A 17360-nucleotide genomic window follows, 5' to 3' on the forward strand; every position below is an offset into this window, starting at 1 on the left:
TATGTATTGATGACCGAATCTCACCTTAAAAAAAATACTATAAACAATGGCTTAAATAACGATATTATCGATCATGAACAATTCGAAGATTTACGTGACTTGTTCGAAGAAGATTTTGAATTACTGATAAGAACTTACATTACTGATAGCCATCAGCGTATTGTAACGCTACGTGCAGCACAAACTGCTAATGACAATGCCAACGGTTTTGAAGTTGCTCATGCGCTAAAAGGCGCTAGTGCTAATATAGGAGCCACTCAGCTTATAGCTCTGAGTCACAAGCTACAAGAGCATTGCCGCGAGCGTAAAATTGATCAGCAGGCAAACCTAATAGAAGACATTGCATTAGCATTACAGCATGTCGAACTAGAAATCAATAAAAGACTAAATTCATAATGAGCATCTCTGACTTATCCGTATCATCCTATTCTTCAACATCCACCGCTGCCGACTACCTGTCTTGCTTACAAGTCGTCATGGTTAATACCACTTTACCTGCTAATATCGGTTCAGCAGCGCGGGCCATGCATACCATGGGCCTGTCACGTTTGACAGTCGTCGATCCAAAGCTACCGATTGATGAGACCAGTGTTTCACATGCAGCAGGAGGCAGTGATTTATTGTCATCAGCAGCTATTACGCCGACACTAGAAGCTGCAATAAAGGATTGTCAGTTGGTCTTTGCCGCCAGTAGTCGTAGTCGTCACTTACCGCGTCCTGTGGTCACTCCCACGCAAGCCGCCAAAATCATGTTTGACTTTATTGATAGACAGTCCACTTTTTCTACTGATAAACCCAATATTGCTATCTTATTTGGCCGTGAAGACCGCGGTTTAACCAACGAAGAGCTGTCTTATGCCGATTACCATATTCAAATAGATGCCAATCCTGCCTACCCTGTGCTCAATGTGGCGTCAGCTGTCCAAGTGATTGCCAGCTTTATCTTTGCTTATGCTCAAACGCATACCAATGTTATTTATGATAGTGCTACTTATGATAATAGCGACGACAACAATCCAAAAAACGACTCAAGCAATCAGTCAAACTCCGTTGAACAATCGCTATTAGACATACATTTGCGCCAGCAATGGGATGAGCCAGCGATTACCCACCAGCAATTACAACAGCTTACCCAGCGTACAACTGAGCTTATGATTCAGCGCGGTCTAGCAGATAGTAATCATTTAAAATCATTACCATCAAGACTGTCGCGGCTTGCCTCTCGCGTACAGCTCGATCAAAAAGAGTATCAGTTGCTAAGCGCACTTATTGCCAAACTATCAAAAGACTAAAAACCGTCTAAAAAAATCCAAACAAATATTGATTTACGTTTTTACGGATATTTTATAGCTCAACGCTATATTTTAGGATGCAAAGCTGGTATAACTTGAGGATGAGTGAGCAAACAGGCTAAAAACCTTACTATTAAAAGTGTATGCTTATAGATGAATCTTTAAAAAAGTAGCATAACTGTCATACCACTGACTGTATCTCACTCAATATATTTCATTCAAGAATAGATAGGACGATTTATGTCATTGCCAACTGCCTTATTCAGATCGCTCGCTAGCATCAAACAAGACCTAAAAGAAGATATCGATGCAGTGTTCAATCGCGATCCTGCTGCTCGCAACAGCTTGGAAGTCATCTTAACCTACCCTGGCATTCATGCGCTTATTTTGCATCGCGGGGCGCACTGCTTATGGCAAAATGAGCAAAAGCTTGCGGCCCGCGTGGTATCTTATGGCTCACGCATTATGACTGGCATTGAGATACATCCTGCCGCCAAAATTGGCAAGCGTTTCTTTATTGACCATGGTGTCGGTGTCGTCATCGGTGAGACTGCTGAGATTGGTAACGATGTTACTTTGTATCATGGCGTCACCTTGGGCGGCGTATCATGGAATAATGGTAAACGCCATCCAACGTTAGAAGATGGTGTTATTGTTGGTGCTGGAGCAAAAGTCTTGGGGCCATTCACCGTTGGCAAAAATGCCAAAATTGGCTCAAATGCAGTAGTCGTAAAGCCTGTCCCAGCAGGTGCAACGATGGTCGGTAGCGCAGCTCGCATGATTTCAGAGCACCATGATGAAAAAGGCAACCCCCTCACAACTAAAGTGGATGATGCAAAGCAGCAAGAAAAAGCCGCACAGGCGGCGCAACCTAACACTACAACGCAAAGCACGGCACGCGCCACTGCTTTTCAAGCTTATGGTATTGATCCCTCTTCACAAGATCCAGTCGCTGAAGCATTTGCCAAAATGCTCAATCACATCCAGCAGTCTGAAAAACGCTTAGATCAGCTGCAAAAAGCAATGTGCAAAATTGATCCTGACTTTTGTCAAAAAGAATACGACAAATTATGCTTAGAAGATATAGATGTCATCGATAGAGAAGACATGAATGAGGCAAAAGATAAATAGTGGCAGTTGGCAACTTGTTATCGAAACTAAAAGCCTAAAAAAGCACACTGGAGTTTGAGTTGATTGCCTTAGGTCCTATCAAACGCCGTGTGCTTTATATCACACTTTTTGAAATATTTGCTGTCATATTGACAACATTTATCTTAGTCGTATTAAGCGGTAGTGATACAAAGCAGTCATTAATACTTGCTGTTATCATAGCTATTACCGCTGTTGTCTGAAATTTCATTTATAATACTCTCTTATTACTACCACCCTTCACTTTCAAAAAACTTACTTATTCAAGACAACTCTTTAAGGTTTACTAACCAATATTGACGCGCTATGTCTTATACTTGGTAATTGCTCTACCAATTATCATTTAACTGATTAGGAAATCTTATGGCTCGTTTACAAGATAAAGTTATCATCATCACTGGTGCCGCTCAAGGCATGGGCGAGACTCATGCGCGCTTATGTATGGAAGAAGGCGCTAAAGTGGTATTGACCGATATTAATAGCGAAAAAGGCGAAGCACTGGCTAATGAACTTGGCGATAGTGCGTTATTTATCAAGCATGACGTGACTAATGAAGATGATTGGACGCAAGTCATTAAAAAAACACAAGAAAAATTTGGGAAAATTGATGTACTGGTGAACAATGCCGGTATCACGACCCACAAGTCCATTCTAGATACTTCTGTAGACGACTACCGCAAGATTTTAGAGATTAACCAAGTATCGGTCTTTTTAGGCATGAAAGCCGTCATTCCAGCGATGAGAGAATCTAAACAAGGCTCAATTATTAATATCTCATCGATTAATGGTTTGGTCGGCGGTGCGATTGGTTATACCGATTCTAAATTTGCCGTGCGTGGTATGACCAAAGCGGCAGCACTAGAGTGTGCCCCGCACGGCATTCGCGTTAACTCAATTCACCCAGGTGTCATCGCCACCCCAATGATTACCCAAGGCGATACCAAAGACGCAGTAGACGCTTTCGCCAAAACCATTCCGATGCAGCGCGTCGCAGAAGCCAAAGAAGTCAGTGGCATGGTGCTGTTTTTGGCATCTGATGATTCAAGTTACTCAACGGGTGCTGAATTTATCGTTGATGGTGGTTTGACGGCGCAGTAGTTGGTTAAGCACAGAAGGCTTAACTTAGGATCTGTTGAATATTTAATTTTTTCGTTTGTATTCGTTGTTGAGATACTAAACCGAAGTTATTTTTAAATAATAAAGATTTTTAGATGTGAAGAGTGTAACAGCTAGCGAGCGTAAAAGTGCGTGCTAATATCTGTATGACTAAATATTATTCGAAATTAATTCTTTAATTCCTATATTTTCATGCTCTTTGAATGGATAACGGTCTGCCATTATTATCCATTGCTCTGGCCATTCGAATGTTATCTTACTGCTTAGGCTGTTTTCTATAAGAGCTGGTTTAATCATTAAGATATCAATATCCATGGTGACCTTTTTTATTGTTGTCTGCGCTTCTGTTAAACGTTGTCGATCACAATCTCGTTCAAGCTGCTTAAAAATTTGCTGCAGCTGTGATAAAGGCATCTCAGATTTGAGCGAAAGATAAGCACATTGATTGGTATAGTCAGGCTTTGGTTGCTCTTTAGTCGCGGTAAAATCAGGGTTTTGAAATGCAGTAGACAACTGCATGTCGCCTAACGCAGCTAGACTTTCACAAACACGCGGCAAATAATACTCAGCTTGATGATTACTGCCCAAAGCCAATAATACTGCCGTCACGGACTGCGCTCGCAACGCTTTGGGTGCACAAACCTTTAGTGTTTCAAAGTTCAAATCAGTCAATTTCTTATGCATATTATGTATCATTGGCCTTGCTTGTGGCGGGCTTGTTTTTATTATCTTTTGCATAACGGGTGATTTGTACCCCTACTGCATCAGCGGGCTTGATGGCTGTAGGTTTAGCAATGCTTAACGTTAATTTATGACAGATGTATTTTGCCAGTAGTTTATCAGCGATTTGCCCAGCCAGATGCTCAAGCAATTGCGCCCTAATATCTTGACACCATTCGCTAACATCATCGCAGACCGCTTTATAGTTTAGCGCATCCTTGACATCATCAGAGACTGCGGCAGCACTTATATCAGTCTCAAGCGCTATGTCAATCAATAATGGTTGCGTAATGGCACGCTCCCACGCGTATACACCAATCACTGCTTCTACTTTTAAACCTTTTACAAATACCACATCAGATTCGGTATGAAACATAATTTCATCCTTGTTCGCTAATTTCTCGTTTAGGTTATTGATTCTAACGCTTTGCTCAATTTTTATTTAACTTGTTGCAAGGCTTCTTCACGTAAACGCTCGGTTTTTAGTGCCTTACTAGGCCTGTGACGCCATAGGTCAATGCTGAATAATAACAGACCGAGCCAGATCAAGCCAAAGACTACTAAGCGATGCAAATCAAAAGGCTCTTTATAATAAAACACAGCTAAAAAGAAAATAAAGGTCGGTGTCAGATAATTCATAAAGCTTAAAATGCTATAGGCGACCAGCTTTGTCGATCTGTTAAATAGTAATAGCGGTATCAAGGTAATGGGGCCTGCTAGCATTAACAGCCAAATGTTTGACGTAAACCAAAAGCCAAGCTGGCTACTGACTACATCAGCTTGCCAAAACCACCAAATAAAGATAGGTACGAGCATCGTGGTCTCAACGAACATTGCATCAACAGGAGTCAAAGGCGTTTGGCGCTGAATAGTACCATAAGTACTAAAACTAAAGGCGAGAATCAGTGATAGCCATGGTAAGCTTCCCAGCATGACCACTTGAATGATCACAGACAATAGTGCAAAACCAATCGCTACCCACTGCAAGGATCGCAAGCGCTCTTTAAATAAAATCATCGATAAAGCAACGCCAACTAATGGACCGATGAAATATCCCAAACTCGCCTCAAGGATACGATCGTGGTTGACAGCCCACACGTAAGTGAGCCAATTGGTCGCAATAATAATACCTGACAAAAAAGTCAACGCTATCCATCTTGGATTTTGCTTTAAGGTATCTATCCATTGCCAGCGCTTGGTCACAACCACGACGATTAGCAAACAGGCAAATGTCCAAACAATGCGATGGCCGATAATTTCTGTTGCATCGTAGGCTGCCAGTTGTTTAAAATATAGAGGAAACGCGCCCCATATACAAAAAGCGATTAGTGCAGTGACGATACCGCTTCGCGTAGTTTTAATCGGGACTACTGGTTTTTTAACAACATTTTGGGTAGTCATAAGGCAAGACAACTTATTAGAGCAAAGCGCGACCTCACCTATTTTTATAAACTATAAAGATTTAGTGGTAAGAGCGCAGGGTCACTACATGTAGGATAAAAGTAAAAAGCAATGCGTTATACCCATTTAGGTATCAACACATTGCTAACGATGACTGCATATTAAAATAGCGTATAAAGGTCAAAAATATTTCAAATTAATCCTCGTTTAGGTTTGTTCTTAGTACGATTACTAGCTTAGTATTTCTAATAGCTATGCATCGCCATGATCGACTTGGATAGACATACCGATTTGATTGGCAAGCTCTGCAAATCCTGGAAAACTGGTATTGACTGTCTCAACCCCTTCAATAGTGATCTGCTCAGAGGCACGTAGGCTGGCAACAGCAAAGCTCATGGCAATACGATGATCATGATGCGAGGTGATATGTCCACCACCAAATATAGGTTGGCTATTATTTACTTCACCGTTTTGACTTTGAGCACCCTGCCCTTCAATGATCAGGCCGTCCTCAGTAACCGTACAATCAATACCTAAGGTTTGTAACCCATCAGCCATAACAGCAATACGATCAGACTCTTTCACACGTAACTCTTTTGCACCAGTCAACACTGTACGACCGCGTGCACAGCTAGCAGCGATAAATAATACGGGGAACTCGTCAATTGCGAGTGGCACAAGATACCCTGGAATTTCAATACCAACCAAGTTTGAGCTACGAATCGTAATATCAGCGACTGGCTCACCACCTACATGAGTCTCATTACTTAGGCTAATGTCAGCATTCATTAGCTTTAAGATATCAATAATACCCGTACGTGTCGGGTTAATACCGACTTGTGTTAAGGTCAAATCGCTACCTTGACTGATAGCAGCGGCTACCATAAAGAAGGCTGCAGATGAGATATCAGCAGGGACAGCGATATCACCACCTGTAAGCGTACCACCGCCTGTAACGCTAATACGATTGCCGTCGACAGTCACAGGATAGCCAAAGGCTGACAGCATACGTTCGGTATGGTCGCGGCTAACTTCAGGCTGAGTGACAGTCGTTGTACCCTCGCTCCACAATCCTGCCAATAGCAAGCAAGACTTCACCTGAGCAGATGCCACTGGCATATCATATTCAATGCCTTGGAGCGGCTTGCCAACATTATCACGACCAGTGATACTAAGCGGCGCTGTGCCACTATGCCCAGTACTTTGAATGACTGCACCCATCTCTCGAAGTGGTGCTGCGACACGCTCCATCGGACGTTTATTTAAGCTGGTATCGCCTGTCAACACGCTATCAAATGTTTGCGCGGCTAAAATACCGGACAGCAGGCGCATACTGGTACCTGAATTGCCCATATAGAGCGGCGTTTTACTTGGTTTTAGGCCATTCATACCAACGCCATGAATAGTCAGATTGCCATTATCAGGACCTTCGATTGTCACGCCCATATCACGAAATGCCTGTAAGGTTGCGAGTGCATCCTCCCCCTCCAAAAAACCAGTGACATTGGTCACACCTGTCGCAAGGCTACCTAACATAATACTACGATGGGAGATAGACTTGTCACCAGGAATAGCAATGGTGCCTGTGACGGTGTTACTAGGAGAGATAAGGTAAGAAGCTGACATAGCAGAGGTATCCGTATAAGGGGTGCTGGCTAACATATGGCCAAAATGTCGCCGTGCGGCTTGCGCGCGGCCCAATAGGCCCATCAGGGCGGTTGAATCTTTATCAATGATGAGTTGGCGTATGTCCTGTAGATAGACGCTGTACTCATCAAGGGCGCTCACAATCGCGCTTTGATTGGCAAAAAATATATCATGCCACATCTTGGGGTCGCTAGCAGCGATACGAGTAAAGTCCCGAAACCCGCCTGCTGCATAGCGAAACATATCTAAATTATCGTCATGACTTGCCAGCTGCTCAACAAGGTTAAACGCCAGCAGGTGCGGTAAATGACTGGTATGCGCCAATATAGCATCATGATGCTCAGCATCCATTGCCATGACTGTAGCCCCTACTGCTTCCCACAATCGACGTAGCTTGGCAATCGCGGAAGAATTGGTCGTTGGTAGCTTGCAAATGATGACACTATGATTGGCAAATAATGTGGCGCGCCTGGCATGATACCCTGAATTTTCGGCACCAGCAATCGGGTGTGCAGGCACTAAGCCTACAGGTAATGGGGTAAATACGGCTTTTGCAGCCTCAATGATATTGACCTTAGTACTACACACATCGGTAATAACGCAATCAGTCGCGAGCTGGCCATTATCCATTGCGTTTTTGATATCGGTAAATACCGCTTGTACGGCTTGTACCGGTACAGCAATGACAATCAAATCACTACCACTAACCACGTCACCAATGATAGAGCTACCAGCATCAAGTAAACCATGCTGGATGGCTTCATCAATGCTTGGCGCATGCCTATCTACCGCCACCAAACGCTCACTGAGACCGTTATCTTTAATGGCTTGAGCAAGGCTGGCGCCGATTAGCCCTAGGCCAATCACGCATACCTGTTTAAATAGGGAAGATTGAGCATTTAAAAGCGGTTGTTTATTATTTTTTTGCTTGTCTTGCTGGCTATTCACGGCTTTTCTCGTTGAACAAACCAATCCCTATCCCTACTCAAGTTTGATCGTAGGTTTAGATTGGCATTATAAAAGTTGAATGACAGACCCAGTATTTTCATTAAAAATAAAGGCATGCCTTACATTCGATTATGTCACAAATGATAATTATCTATAAATACTAAAAACCTCGATATCAACACACCCTAGACTAACCGTGTTTATTTAATCATTGGTTAAAATAGAGCGCAGCGTATCAATAAGACGTAAATTGTCTTCTGCGATGCCTACAGTAATACGCAACCAGTTGTCTAGGCCATAGCTTGCAAGTGGACGCACGATGACCCCTTGCTCAAGCAGTGCTTGATAGATATCAGCAGCATCTTCAATCTCAACCATAATGAAGTTGGCGTGGGACTTTATAAAAGCCAAACCCAACGCATCAAACTGTTTTTCTAACCAGCGCATTTGTTCTTGATTGGTTTTACGCGTTTCTTCAATAAAGCTTTGATCGCCAAGTGCCGCAACTGCTCCAGCAAGTCCAACACGGCTGACATTAAATGGCTGGCGAATACGATTAAGCAGATCCGCTACGGCAGTTGAGCTGAGTGCGTAACCAATGCGCAGACCTGCTAAGCCATAAGCTTTAGAAAAAGTGCGGACAATAACCACATTGTTAAACTTATCTAACAGCGCACGGTTATTACTTTCAGGGCTATACTCAATATAGGCTTCGTCCAATACTACCAATACCGAACTTGGGACGCTTGCAACAAACTTGTGCAGTTCTCTATGCTGAAGCTGAGTGCCTGTTGGATTATTAGGATTGGCAATAAAAACCATCTTGGTATTGGGATTATCTTCTACTGCTTGACGCATAGCATCCAAGTCATGGCCAAATCGCTGCGCAGGCACTTCTATACCTGTTGCTCCTTGCATTTTCGTTACCATCGGATAGACGATAAATCCATACTGACTATACACCACCGCATCATCAGCACTGACAAAGCTGCGTGCCAAAATATCAAGCAAGTCATTGGAGCCGTTGCCTAAAGTAATACACTCTATATTCACATCAGTGAAGTCAGAAAGCGCTTGCTTTAAATAATGACCATTTCCGTCTGGGTAACGCGCCAGCTTTCCTAACTGTTCAGTAATAGCCAATGTTACTTGCGGAGAACACCCTATTGGATTCTCATTGCTCGCCAGCTTTACCACATCAGAAACGCCATATTCGCGAGTCAACTCTTCAACTGGCTTACCAGTTTGATACGGTGCCAGCTCTAAGATACTGTCATAAGCTGGAGTCAGCGGTGACAGTTCTAGCTCTGTCGATTTAGTAGGCTGCATGATTTATCCTTAAATGTTATGTCCAGCTATTACGTATTAATACCAACAATGAACGAATAACAAAGAGTCGTTTACCTAACCTAGCCTCCATAGTTCCTTCGATTCAAAAGAGTTATAAGGCAACCAAGGGCAGATGTATACTTCATATTTTAAGCAAGGTTAACGCTATAACTCTTTTATGGTAAACAGACTATAGCACTGCTTTCGGATATGAGCCTAGTACACGCACATCCTTCACTAACGGACGTATATCAGCGATAGCCGCGCTAACGTTTGGATCTTGAATATGACCGTTCATATCTATAAAGAATACATAAGCCCATTTATTAGGACGTTCAGGTCGGGTCTCAATACTAGTCATCGATACACCATGATACGACAACGGCTTGAGGATTTCGATCAATGCACCGGCTTTGTCATGAGCTGAAACCACAATCGAGGTTTTATCTTGCCCTGATGGTGCAATTGCCTCATGACCGATGATTAAGAAGCGCGTGGTATTGCTAGGATTGTCTTCAATATTTGAATACAGCTTATGCAAATCATACTCGGCAGCAGCAACATCACCGGCAATGGCAGCAGAATGCCATTCGTTTTTGAGACGACGAGCCGCTTCACCATTGCTTGATACTGCAACGCGCTCAACACTAGGAAAATTAACATCGAGCCAATGACGGCATTGGGCAAGCGACTGCTGATGGGAGTAAATACGGCTTAGACTTTCAACCTTAGTATGCTCAGCGACTAAAAAGTTTTGATGAATGGGCAGCTCAACTTCACCAATTATCTTTAATGATGAAGACAAAAACCCATCCAGGGTATGGTTGACTACCCCTTCTGAAGAGTTTTCAACGGGTACCACGCCATACATAGCAGTGCCCGCTTCAACTTCACGGAACACGTCAGTAATGGTCGTCATCGGTACCGTGTCAGCAGCTTTACCAAAGTGCTTTAGGGCAGCAGCATGGGTAAAAGTACCGACCGGACCCAAAAACGCAATACGCTGCGGTGCTTCTAAATCTAAGCAGACCGACATAATCTCACGGAACAAACGCGCCATCTTTTCATCAGAGATCGGACCAGTATTACGCTCCATGACTGCTTTTAATACTTGCGCTTCACGTTCGGGACGATAAAAAATGGGGTTTTGTTCGGCGGCGACCTCATTTTTTGCTACATGCTCTTTTTTGACAGTCGCCACTTGCTGAGCCAGCTTGGCACGGTCATTAATCAGTGTATGGATTTCAGAGTCTACTGCATCGATACTCTGGCGCAGCTGGTTCAAAAACTCTTGATCGGTCGAGGTTTCGCTTGCGCCTGCGGCAGTTGGATTTAGATTATTTGTGTTTTGCTCTGATGACTGCTCACTCATTACCGCCCATCCTTTTTATTACTGTTAGGTGTCACTACAATCTTAAATACTAACGGATTTAGTATTCCACTAATATCTTTGAGGTGTCTTTTTTCTATTTTTTTGTCTACCATTTATCTGACTTGATCGCTTACGCTTGACGATAGCTTATTTATATCTCAGCTATATTTGGTAGCACAGTTTTTATAATTTGGTTTGTATCACCTAGCCTTTATAACTTATCTTTTAAAGTTAACACTAGGCAAATTCAATCGCTAATCAATCGGCCGCCTCTACTATAGCAAAAACCATGCACAGTGCCCATGCGTAAATAAATTAAATGGTGCAAAATTATGATAAAGCACCATCTTTTTTATAAATGCTAAGTATATATGCTCTATAGAACAGTACAAGCCAAACTATCATGCAAAATTACATCGCAAATTGTGCTACAGTTTCATATGAGCCATACCGCTGTTAGGCGAATGGCTACCGTTAACTGTTTTCATAAGGATATATGATGAGCGCATTACAACAACTTAGCACCATGACCACTATTGTTGCAGATACAGGCGACCTTGCCGCTATTGCGCGACTAAAACCTATTGATGCGACCACCAATCCAAGCTTAATCACGAAAGCGCTTATTAACTCTGACAATCAAGCGCTGCTGCTAGAAACCATGAGCCAACATCAAGGCAATGTAGATGCAGTCATCGACGCACTTACCATTCAAATTGGCTGCGATATTTTAGAATTGATCGAAGGCCGCGTATCTACAGAGGTCGATGCTCGTTTATCTTACGACACACAAGCGACCATTGATAAGGCTTTAGAGTTTATGGAAGCTTACCAAAAAGCAGGCGTCGACTCTGAGCGTATCTTGATTAAAATGGCGGCTACTTGGCAAGGGATTGAAGCGGCGCGCTACCTTGAGACTCAAGGTATCCATTGCAACTTAACGTTATTATTTGGACAACACCAAGCCGTCGCTTGTGCTGATGCAGGGGTAACACTCATCTCACCTTTTGTTGGACGTATCTTAGATTGGCAAAAACGCCAACAAAATCGCCAAAACGTCCCCGTCACTGATGACATGGGAGTGCAATCTGTAAAGCTTATTTATCAATACTACAAGCAGCACGGCTATGACACACAAGTGATGGGAGCAAGCTTTCGCTCAGTTGAGCAAATAATCGCGCTAGCAGGTTGCGACTTACTAACTATTGCTCCAAACCTTATCGATGAGCTCGCCGCAATGGATGTGACCGTCACGCCCCAACTCTCGCCTGCTATGGCTAAAGAGGCAGATGCTATGAAAAAGGTCAGCTTGACTCATGAAGCCTTCATCCACGAATATCAACAGGATAAAATCACACAAGATTTGTTGCCCAAAGGCATTGACGGCTTTATTGGTGCACGTGAGGAGCTAGCTCAGACATTGGCAGCGTTACGCTAATAATTCATACAAAATAATATAGCTACCCTCGTTTAGTAAAAAAGCGCTCTGACAGTTAAGTTAGAGCGCTTTTTTGTGCACGTTCGCAATTTTAAGCTTTTAAAACGGTGTAAACAGGTACTGGAAATTCACCATGTAGATCGACTAGATCAAGCAGTACTAAAGCACCTACTACCGTATGCTCAGCTGATCTACATAGCTCATAAGCAGTCGTAAGCGTGCCACCGGTCGCCAAGATGTCATCAACTAATAGAACACGCTCAGGCGGCAAGTTGTTTTGCATCTCAAGCGTATCTTTACCGTACTCTAGCGCATAAGCCTTGTTGGCAACTGGCGGAGGCAGTTTGCCCGGTTTGCGTAGCAGTATCATTCCTTTACCCAATCGACCTGCCAGTAAGCTTGCAAATACAAAACCGCGCGCTTCAACCGCTCCCAAACAGTCCACTTCATCAATCAGTCCATCAGGTAGTGCTGCTAAAAGCGCATCGATGACCTCATCAATATGACTACGCAGTAACGGTGTAATATCATAAAAATCAATGCCGACTTTTGGAAAGTCAGGTACAGTACGTATAATTTGCCAGAATGGGTGGTCAGTATTACGTGCATGAGATGGCTCGGACTTGTTATCAACTGGTATGGCAGCGGTAGTAACGCTCATAGTAACCCTTTCTTTGAAATCATATACAGTAGTAAAAATGCAGATCATGCACAAATTAGCGGCGCTTATCATAACATAATGTCTGTCATTTTGATGGAAAAACGCAAATAGATAAGGTCGATTACGCTAAGTAAAATAAAATCTATAACTTGATAAATGCTCACTTATCTCAATATACAAGTGTAAACTTAACCACGTAAAGTATTGTTCTATGATAAACTACGTGCGTTTTTGCAAGCCGCTAATAGCGATAGAACTAGTAACAAATAGGATTATGTATGAAACGTTATGAATGTATTGTGTGTGGTTGGATCTATGACGAAGAGCTTGGCTGCCCTGAAGAAGGTATCGCTCCTGGTACTAAATGGGACGATATTCCTGATGATTGGACGTGCCCTGAATGCGGTGTTGGTAAGTTAGATTTTGAGATGATGGAAATCTAGATTTACAGAACGCTAACTAGGATATCTCATGACGAATTCGAATTATTCCAATGACGCCCCTTATTCCAGCTCAAACGAGCCTATAAACACACAGGCTATAGGCTCATCTGAGGTGACAGGTTTATCTGATGTTTCTGATAGTCCTCTAATATCTGCTGATTCAGCACACAGCTACCCTACACCTGCTTGGGAAAAGCTTGGTGAGCATAACTGGCGAGCTTCAGATTTGAGCGATCATCTTTATCAAGCCATGATCGATATTGGTGATGGTATCAACCTATGTGTCGAAGCTGGCGGAAATCCTGAGCATCCATCATTGCTTATGGTTATGGGTCTTGGTTCGCAAATGGTGTTTTGGCCAGATGACTTTATCAAACGTCTGATTGATGCTGGTTTTTTTGTGATTCGTTTCGACAATCGTGATATTGGTCTGTCCTCTAAAGTTCAGATTGAAGGATTGCCGCGTGTGAGCCAGCTTAAGATGATGCTGCGTCTGCAAACAGGGCTGTCCAACAAGAGCCAACAGGTCGCTTACAATCTAACCGATATGGCAGAAGATACTGTACGTCTGATCAAGGCTTTGAATCTTGGTAGTACGCATCTGCTTGGTGCCTCGATGGGCGGTATGATTGCACAAATCGTTGCAGCGCGCTATCCAAGTTTAGTAGAGCGTCTAGCGCTGATGTTTACCACGACCAATCGCGCTTTTTTAAAGCCACCTAAACCTAAGCAGTTATATACCTTGATCAATCGCCCTGAGAGTCATTCTGAGCGTGATATTGTGCGCCATAGTGTTTGGTTTATGAAAACAGTAGGGACGCCCGGTCATGTTAATGTACGAACGGTACGCGAAATTGCCAAACTTCGCTATCAACGTAACTTTCACCCGCTAGGTACGGTGCAACAGTTGAATGCTATTTTGGCATCAGGCTCTATTAGTCGCTTCAGTAAACAAGTCAAAGCGCCGACCATCGTTATTCATGGTAGTGCGGACGGCTTACTGCCGGCCTCGCAAGGTCGCGTAGTGGCCAAGACCATTCCAAATGCAAAGTTTCATTTAATTGAAGGCATGGCACATGATATTCCAGCGTACTATCAACCTTATCTTGTTGATTTAATACGCAATCATCTACTAAATTAAACAGTTTATATTGTTTTTTTAAAGCTCTATTCTATTAACTCCAAAAAAAAGAGGCTAGAAGCATAAACGACACATGCATCCTAGCCTTTTTTTTGACAATTTTTTACTCATTTGCGACTATTCGCAGCTGACGTTATCACCTTTTTTATCAATACAAATCTTACTGCCATCTTTTAGATTGCCTACCCACGCTTTGTTATCTTTAAATATAAACGCAGTCCTTTTTTTAGCACTTGTATCTTCAGCGCTGCTTTCATCTTCGACATTGCTTGTATCTTTATTACTGTTATTCTCATTATCAGCAATCAAGCCACTATCCTCAAATCGAAATGGTATAACCAGCTCACCCCCTAGATTTACAAATCCCCATTTATCATTTAGACGCACGGCAGCCAATCCTTCAGAAAATGGACGTACTTCGTCGAAGGAATAAGTAATCATAGTGACATTTTTATCATCAACAAACCCCCAACGACCATCTTGCTGATGGGGCTGTAAGGTAGTGAAAGGTGTGGGTCTTGGTTGCTGCGTCTGGGCAGTAGCAGACATCGCCTCACTATTACCCTCTTTAGCATTGGGGTCGCTGGTGGTTTTGCCATTTTTGTCCAGCCAACTTGTAGACTGGTTTCTACGTATGCGAGCAACTCCGCCTCGATAATCGTCGATGTCAGTAATCGTCGATGAAAAAGGTACGATTGTCTGGTTGCCAGTGCCAATAACGCCATAATCACCGTTTCTTTTGACAACGATACGACCCTCAGATACTGGACGCGCCCAACCTCCATTACCCTTGAACATCTCGTATATGGTAGGGACAACCTCACGACCTTGCATATTGATATAACCGACGCGGCCGTGACGCAATACAGGCAATAATCCGCCTGCCATATTATTGGCATCCACCTTTTGGTAGCGTGACAGATCAACGACCCTTTTACCTTTGCTATTAATCAATGCAACTGGTGCGCCAAAGTCTGTTATCGCTAAGTAATGGCCACTAGCGGACGTACAAGAGACGTTTTTATAGTAGCTTTTGGGTATTTTGCAGCTAGCAGCGTTGGCTGTCGGCATTGAAAATACGGTAGTTAACAATATACCAGCCATCAAAGATAGTCGCGAGCCTTGTAATAGTGATAAAGTGGGCGCTGATAATGGTACAGATTGTCGCTTTGATAACATTTGCGCAGCTGTTGACCATTTTAGTATGGATTGTTGAGACATAATCAAACCTAAGCTAACAGTATCAATGCCTACCGTAATCGTTGTTAAAGGCATTAATAACAATAAAAAGTACAAAAAGACGTGCAAAAAAGAAGTGCAGAACTGACTAGAATAGTAAGCGATTGAGACTTACGATTATAAGCAATCACAGTAGCAAATAGTAGCAATTTAACCAACACTAGTCTTGTAAGAATGTGACTCTGATATGCATAATGTGTCAAAAATTTGTCATGTATTAAGACAAGCGATGCATTTATAAAAAAATATCGCCGTTGTTCTCAAGAGATATTAATGCCCCTTGTATAATAAAGTGAAGCGTTTATCATTGTACATTTTTAGCTACTTTTAAGCCGCCAGAAACGTATAAGCCGCTTATAACATCACTATAAGCTCAATGTTTTAACCTTGTTTTTTTACCTTGTAGATTCAAAATTCTTAGCTACAGTCCCTATAGTCTGAGCGTTATTTTTGTTTGCCTACCTGATCACACGATTGTGGTATAAGGATAATTTATGGCGGTTGCCTCTTCATATTCTGCAACGATTGGTTTAACGATTGGTTGTATTATTTTTGGCTTAGGAAGCCTAATTGTCGCCCATGTCGATATTGGCGGTTGGGCAATGGCGTTTTGGCGCCTTGCTATTTCAGGCGTTATATTTGCAATATTGGCAAAGTTGACTGGACAAAGGATGCCGCACTCAAGGCGTGCCATCATCTACGGTTTATTATCGGGCGTGTTTTTAGGATTAGATTTAGCGCTTTGGCATGAGAGTATCTATGCCGTTGGCCCTGGCATCTCAACCTTACTTAACAGTTTACAGATTTTCTTTTTGGCGGCTATCGGGTTTTTATATTTTAATGAGCGTCAGTCTGCTTTACAGCTACTCAGTCTGTGCCTAGCGATGTTGGGCGTGGCGATGATTGGTAGCCCTGAGTTTGCGCATAACACTAACGCGACTTGGGGTTTTATTGCTGGCATTGTGTCAGGAGGCATGTTGGCTGCGTCTATGACTTTTATTCGTAAGACTCATGATACAGAACCGACCCCGATCTTTGTATTGATGCAACTGATTAGTATTGGCGGGGTGCTCGCTATGATCGTGCCAATGTTCGTTTTGGATACGGGCAATATAATGCCTAATACGTTGTCTGAGGTTGGTTGGGTGCTGGTCTATGGCGCGGTTATGCAATGTGTGGCATGGGGATTAATTGCCTATTCTATACCTAAATTATCATTGGCACTAACAGGACTGCTTTTATTAACTGAGCCAGTTGCAGCGCTAATTATCGATTATAGCTGGCTGGACAAACCTATCAATACTTTACAATGGAGCGGCGCGCTACTGACTATGTTTGCCATATATTTAGGCTCAATCAAACCCAAGCCAGGCGCGCTGCGTCGTTATCGATTTTTTTCAAGGTTTTATAGACGTAAATACTAGTAAAGGCTGTTCATCATTACAATAACTATTGTTAGGTATA

The 17360-nt window shown here is 42.8% G+C and carries 17 protein-coding genes; 9 read left to right on the forward strand and 8 right to left on the reverse strand.

Annotated features, from left to right (window positions below):
• Positions 1 to 9: 9 nt before the first annotated feature.
• The 5 genes from Q0895_RS00090 to Q0895_RS00105 all read left to right on the forward strand — a co-directional run bounded on the left by Q0895_RS00090 (position 10) and on the right by Q0895_RS00105 (position 3539).
• Entirely contained in the window at positions 10 to 396 is a 387-nt protein-coding gene (locus Q0895_RS00090) for an Hpt domain-containing protein (RefSeq protein ID WP_299184543.1), read from the forward strand.
• Positions 396 to 1292 (forward strand): RNA methyltransferase, encoded by an 897-nt coding sequence (locus Q0895_RS00095; protein WP_299184545.1) that lies wholly within the window; start codon positions 396 to 398, stop codon positions 1290 to 1292. The genes Q0895_RS00090 and Q0895_RS00095 overlap by 1 nt, the downstream gene beginning before the upstream one ends.
• 240 nt (positions 1293 to 1532) lie before the next feature.
• Positions 1533 to 2423 (forward strand): serine O-acetyltransferase, encoded by an 891-nt coding sequence (cysE, locus tag Q0895_RS00100; RefSeq protein WP_299184547.1) that lies wholly within the window; start codon positions 1533 to 1535, stop codon positions 2421 to 2423.
• Positions 2424 to 2512: 89 nt separating this feature from the next.
• The gene (locus Q0895_RS13435; RefSeq protein WP_366139903.1) at positions 2513 to 2644 is read left to right on the forward strand and encodes a hypothetical protein; all 132 of its coding nucleotides are present in this window, start codon (positions 2513 to 2515) and stop codon (positions 2642 to 2644) included.
• A 160-nt stretch (positions 2645 to 2804) separates the two neighbouring features.
• Positions 2805 to 3539 (forward strand): glucose 1-dehydrogenase, encoded by a 735-nt coding sequence (locus Q0895_RS00105; RefSeq protein WP_299184549.1) that lies wholly within the window; start codon positions 2805 to 2807, stop codon positions 3537 to 3539.
• A gap of 168 nt (positions 3540 to 3707) precedes the next feature.
• Here Q0895_RS00105 and Q0895_RS00110 read toward each other — a convergent pair whose 3' ends face one another.
• From Q0895_RS00110 to pheA, 6 genes are all read right to left on the reverse strand, one after another.
• The gene (locus Q0895_RS00110; RefSeq protein ID WP_299184551.1) at positions 3708 to 4241 is read right to left on the reverse strand and encodes a 2-amino-4-hydroxy-6-hydroxymethyldihydropteridine diphosphokinase; all 534 of its coding nucleotides are present in this window, start codon (positions 4239 to 4241) and stop codon (positions 3708 to 3710) included.
• Position 4242: 1 nt separating this feature from the next.
• On the reverse strand, positions 4243 to 4653 hold the full coding sequence (gene folB / locus Q0895_RS00115) for a dihydroneopterin aldolase (protein WP_299184553.1): 411 nt from the start codon (positions 4651 to 4653) through the stop codon (positions 4243 to 4245).
• A 62-nt stretch (positions 4654 to 4715) separates the two neighbouring features.
• On the reverse strand, positions 4716 to 5678 hold the full coding sequence (gene rarD / locus Q0895_RS00120) for an EamA family transporter RarD (protein ID WP_299184555.1): 963 nt from the start codon (positions 5676 to 5678) through the stop codon (positions 4716 to 4718).
• A 252-nt stretch (positions 5679 to 5930) separates the two neighbouring features.
• Positions 5931 to 8273 carry a bifunctional prephenate dehydrogenase/3-phosphoshikimate 1-carboxyvinyltransferase gene (locus Q0895_RS00125; protein ID WP_299184557.1) on the reverse strand — a complete coding sequence of 781 codons (2343 nt, stop codon included), beginning with the start codon at positions 8271 to 8273 and terminating at the stop codon, positions 5931 to 5933.
• A 204-nt stretch (positions 8274 to 8477) separates the two neighbouring features.
• Positions 8478 to 9602, reverse strand: a complete 1125-nt coding sequence (gene hisC / locus Q0895_RS00130; RefSeq protein ID WP_299184559.1) for a histidinol-phosphate transaminase — start codon at positions 9600 to 9602, stop codon at positions 8478 to 8480.
• Between the two features lie 190 nt (positions 9603 to 9792).
• Positions 9793 to 10974: a prephenate dehydratase gene (pheA, locus tag Q0895_RS00135; protein WP_299184561.1), complete on the reverse strand. Its 1182-nt coding sequence runs from the start codon at positions 10972 to 10974 to the stop codon at positions 9793 to 9795.
• A 499-nt stretch (positions 10975 to 11473) separates the two neighbouring features.
• Between pheA and Q0895_RS00140 the strand changes: the two genes are divergently transcribed.
• Complete coding sequence (locus Q0895_RS00140) at positions 11474 to 12412, forward strand: transaldolase (RefSeq protein WP_299184562.1); 939 nt, start codon at positions 11474 to 11476, stop codon at positions 12410 to 12412.
• 91 nt (positions 12413 to 12503) lie between these two features.
• Here Q0895_RS00140 and Q0895_RS00145 read toward each other — a convergent pair whose 3' ends face one another.
• Complete coding sequence (locus tag Q0895_RS00145) at positions 12504 to 13073, reverse strand: adenine phosphoribosyltransferase (RefSeq protein ID WP_299184564.1); 570 nt, start codon at positions 13071 to 13073, stop codon at positions 12504 to 12506.
• Between the two features lie 278 nt (positions 13074 to 13351).
• Between Q0895_RS00145 and Q0895_RS00150 the strand changes: the two genes are divergently transcribed.
• Both Q0895_RS00150 and Q0895_RS00155 read left to right on the forward strand, forming a co-directional pair.
• On the forward strand, positions 13352 to 13516 hold the full coding sequence (locus tag Q0895_RS00150) for a rubredoxin (RefSeq protein ID WP_299184566.1): 165 nt from the start codon (positions 13352 to 13354) through the stop codon (positions 13514 to 13516).
• A 112-nt stretch (positions 13517 to 13628) separates the two neighbouring features.
• On the forward strand, positions 13629 to 14657 hold the full coding sequence (locus Q0895_RS00155) for an alpha/beta hydrolase (protein WP_299185312.1): 1029 nt from the start codon (positions 13629 to 13631) through the stop codon (positions 14655 to 14657).
• Positions 14658 to 14774: 117 nt separating this feature from the next.
• On the opposite strand, the gene Q0895_RS00160 is transcribed toward Q0895_RS00155, so the two are convergent.
• Complete coding sequence (locus Q0895_RS00160) at positions 14775 to 15878, reverse strand: WG repeat-containing protein (protein WP_075103249.1); 1104 nt, start codon at positions 15876 to 15878, stop codon at positions 14775 to 14777.
• Between the two features lie 512 nt (positions 15879 to 16390).
• Between Q0895_RS00160 and Q0895_RS00165 the strand changes: the two genes are divergently transcribed.
• On the forward strand, positions 16391 to 17320 hold the full coding sequence (locus tag Q0895_RS00165; protein WP_299184568.1) for a DMT family transporter: 930 nt from the start codon (positions 16391 to 16393) through the stop codon (positions 17318 to 17320).
• Positions 17321 to 17360 lie beyond the last annotated feature (40 nt).

It is taken from the genome of uncultured Psychrobacter sp., from assembly GCF_947495825.1.
Taxonomy (GTDB): domain Bacteria; phylum Pseudomonadota; class Gammaproteobacteria; order Pseudomonadales; family Moraxellaceae; genus Psychrobacter.

Coding starts and splice junctions, on each gene's coding strand:
- Q0895_RS00090 (WP_299184543.1), top strand. CDS start 10: ATGACCGAATCTCACCTTAAAAAAAATACTATAAACAATGGCTTAAAT.
- Q0895_RS00095 (WP_299184545.1), top strand. CDS start 396: ATGAGCATCTCTGACTTATCCGTATCATCCTATTCTTCAACATCCACC.
- cysE (WP_299184547.1), top strand. CDS start 1,533: ATGTCATTGCCAACTGCCTTATTCAGATCGCTCGCTAGCATCAAACAA.
- Q0895_RS00105 (WP_299184549.1), top strand. CDS start 2,805: ATGGCTCGTTTACAAGATAAAGTTATCATCATCACTGGTGCCGCTCAA.
- Q0895_RS00110 (WP_299184551.1), bottom strand. CDS start 4,241: ATGCATAAGAAATTGACTGATTTGAACTTTGAAACACTAAAGGTTTGT.
- folB (WP_299184553.1), bottom strand. CDS start 4,653: ATGTTTCATACCGAATCTGATGTGGTATTTGTAAAAGGTTTAAAAGTA.
- rarD (WP_299184555.1), bottom strand. CDS start 5,678: ATGACTACCCAAAATGTTGTTAAAAAACCAGTAGTCCCGATTAAAACT.
- hisC (WP_299184559.1), bottom strand. CDS start 9,602: ATGCAGCCTACTAAATCGACAGAGCTAGAACTGTCACCGCTGACTCCA.
- pheA (WP_299184561.1), bottom strand. CDS start 10,974: ATGAGTGAGCAGTCATCAGAGCAAAACACAAATAATCTAAATCCAACT.
- Q0895_RS00140 (WP_299184562.1), top strand. CDS start 11,474: ATGAGCGCATTACAACAACTTAGCACCATGACCACTATTGTTGCAGAT.
- Q0895_RS00145 (WP_299184564.1), bottom strand. CDS start 13,073: ATGAGCGTTACTACCGCTGCCATACCAGTTGATAACAAGTCCGAGCCA.
- Q0895_RS00150 (WP_299184566.1), top strand. CDS start 13,352: ATGAAACGTTATGAATGTATTGTGTGTGGTTGGATCTATGACGAAGAG.
- Q0895_RS00160 (WP_075103249.1), bottom strand. CDS start 15,878: ATGTCTCAACAATCCATACTAAAATGGTCAACAGCTGCGCAAATGTTA.
- Q0895_RS00165 (WP_299184568.1), top strand. CDS start 16,391: ATGGCGGTTGCCTCTTCATATTCTGCAACGATTGGTTTAACGATTGGT.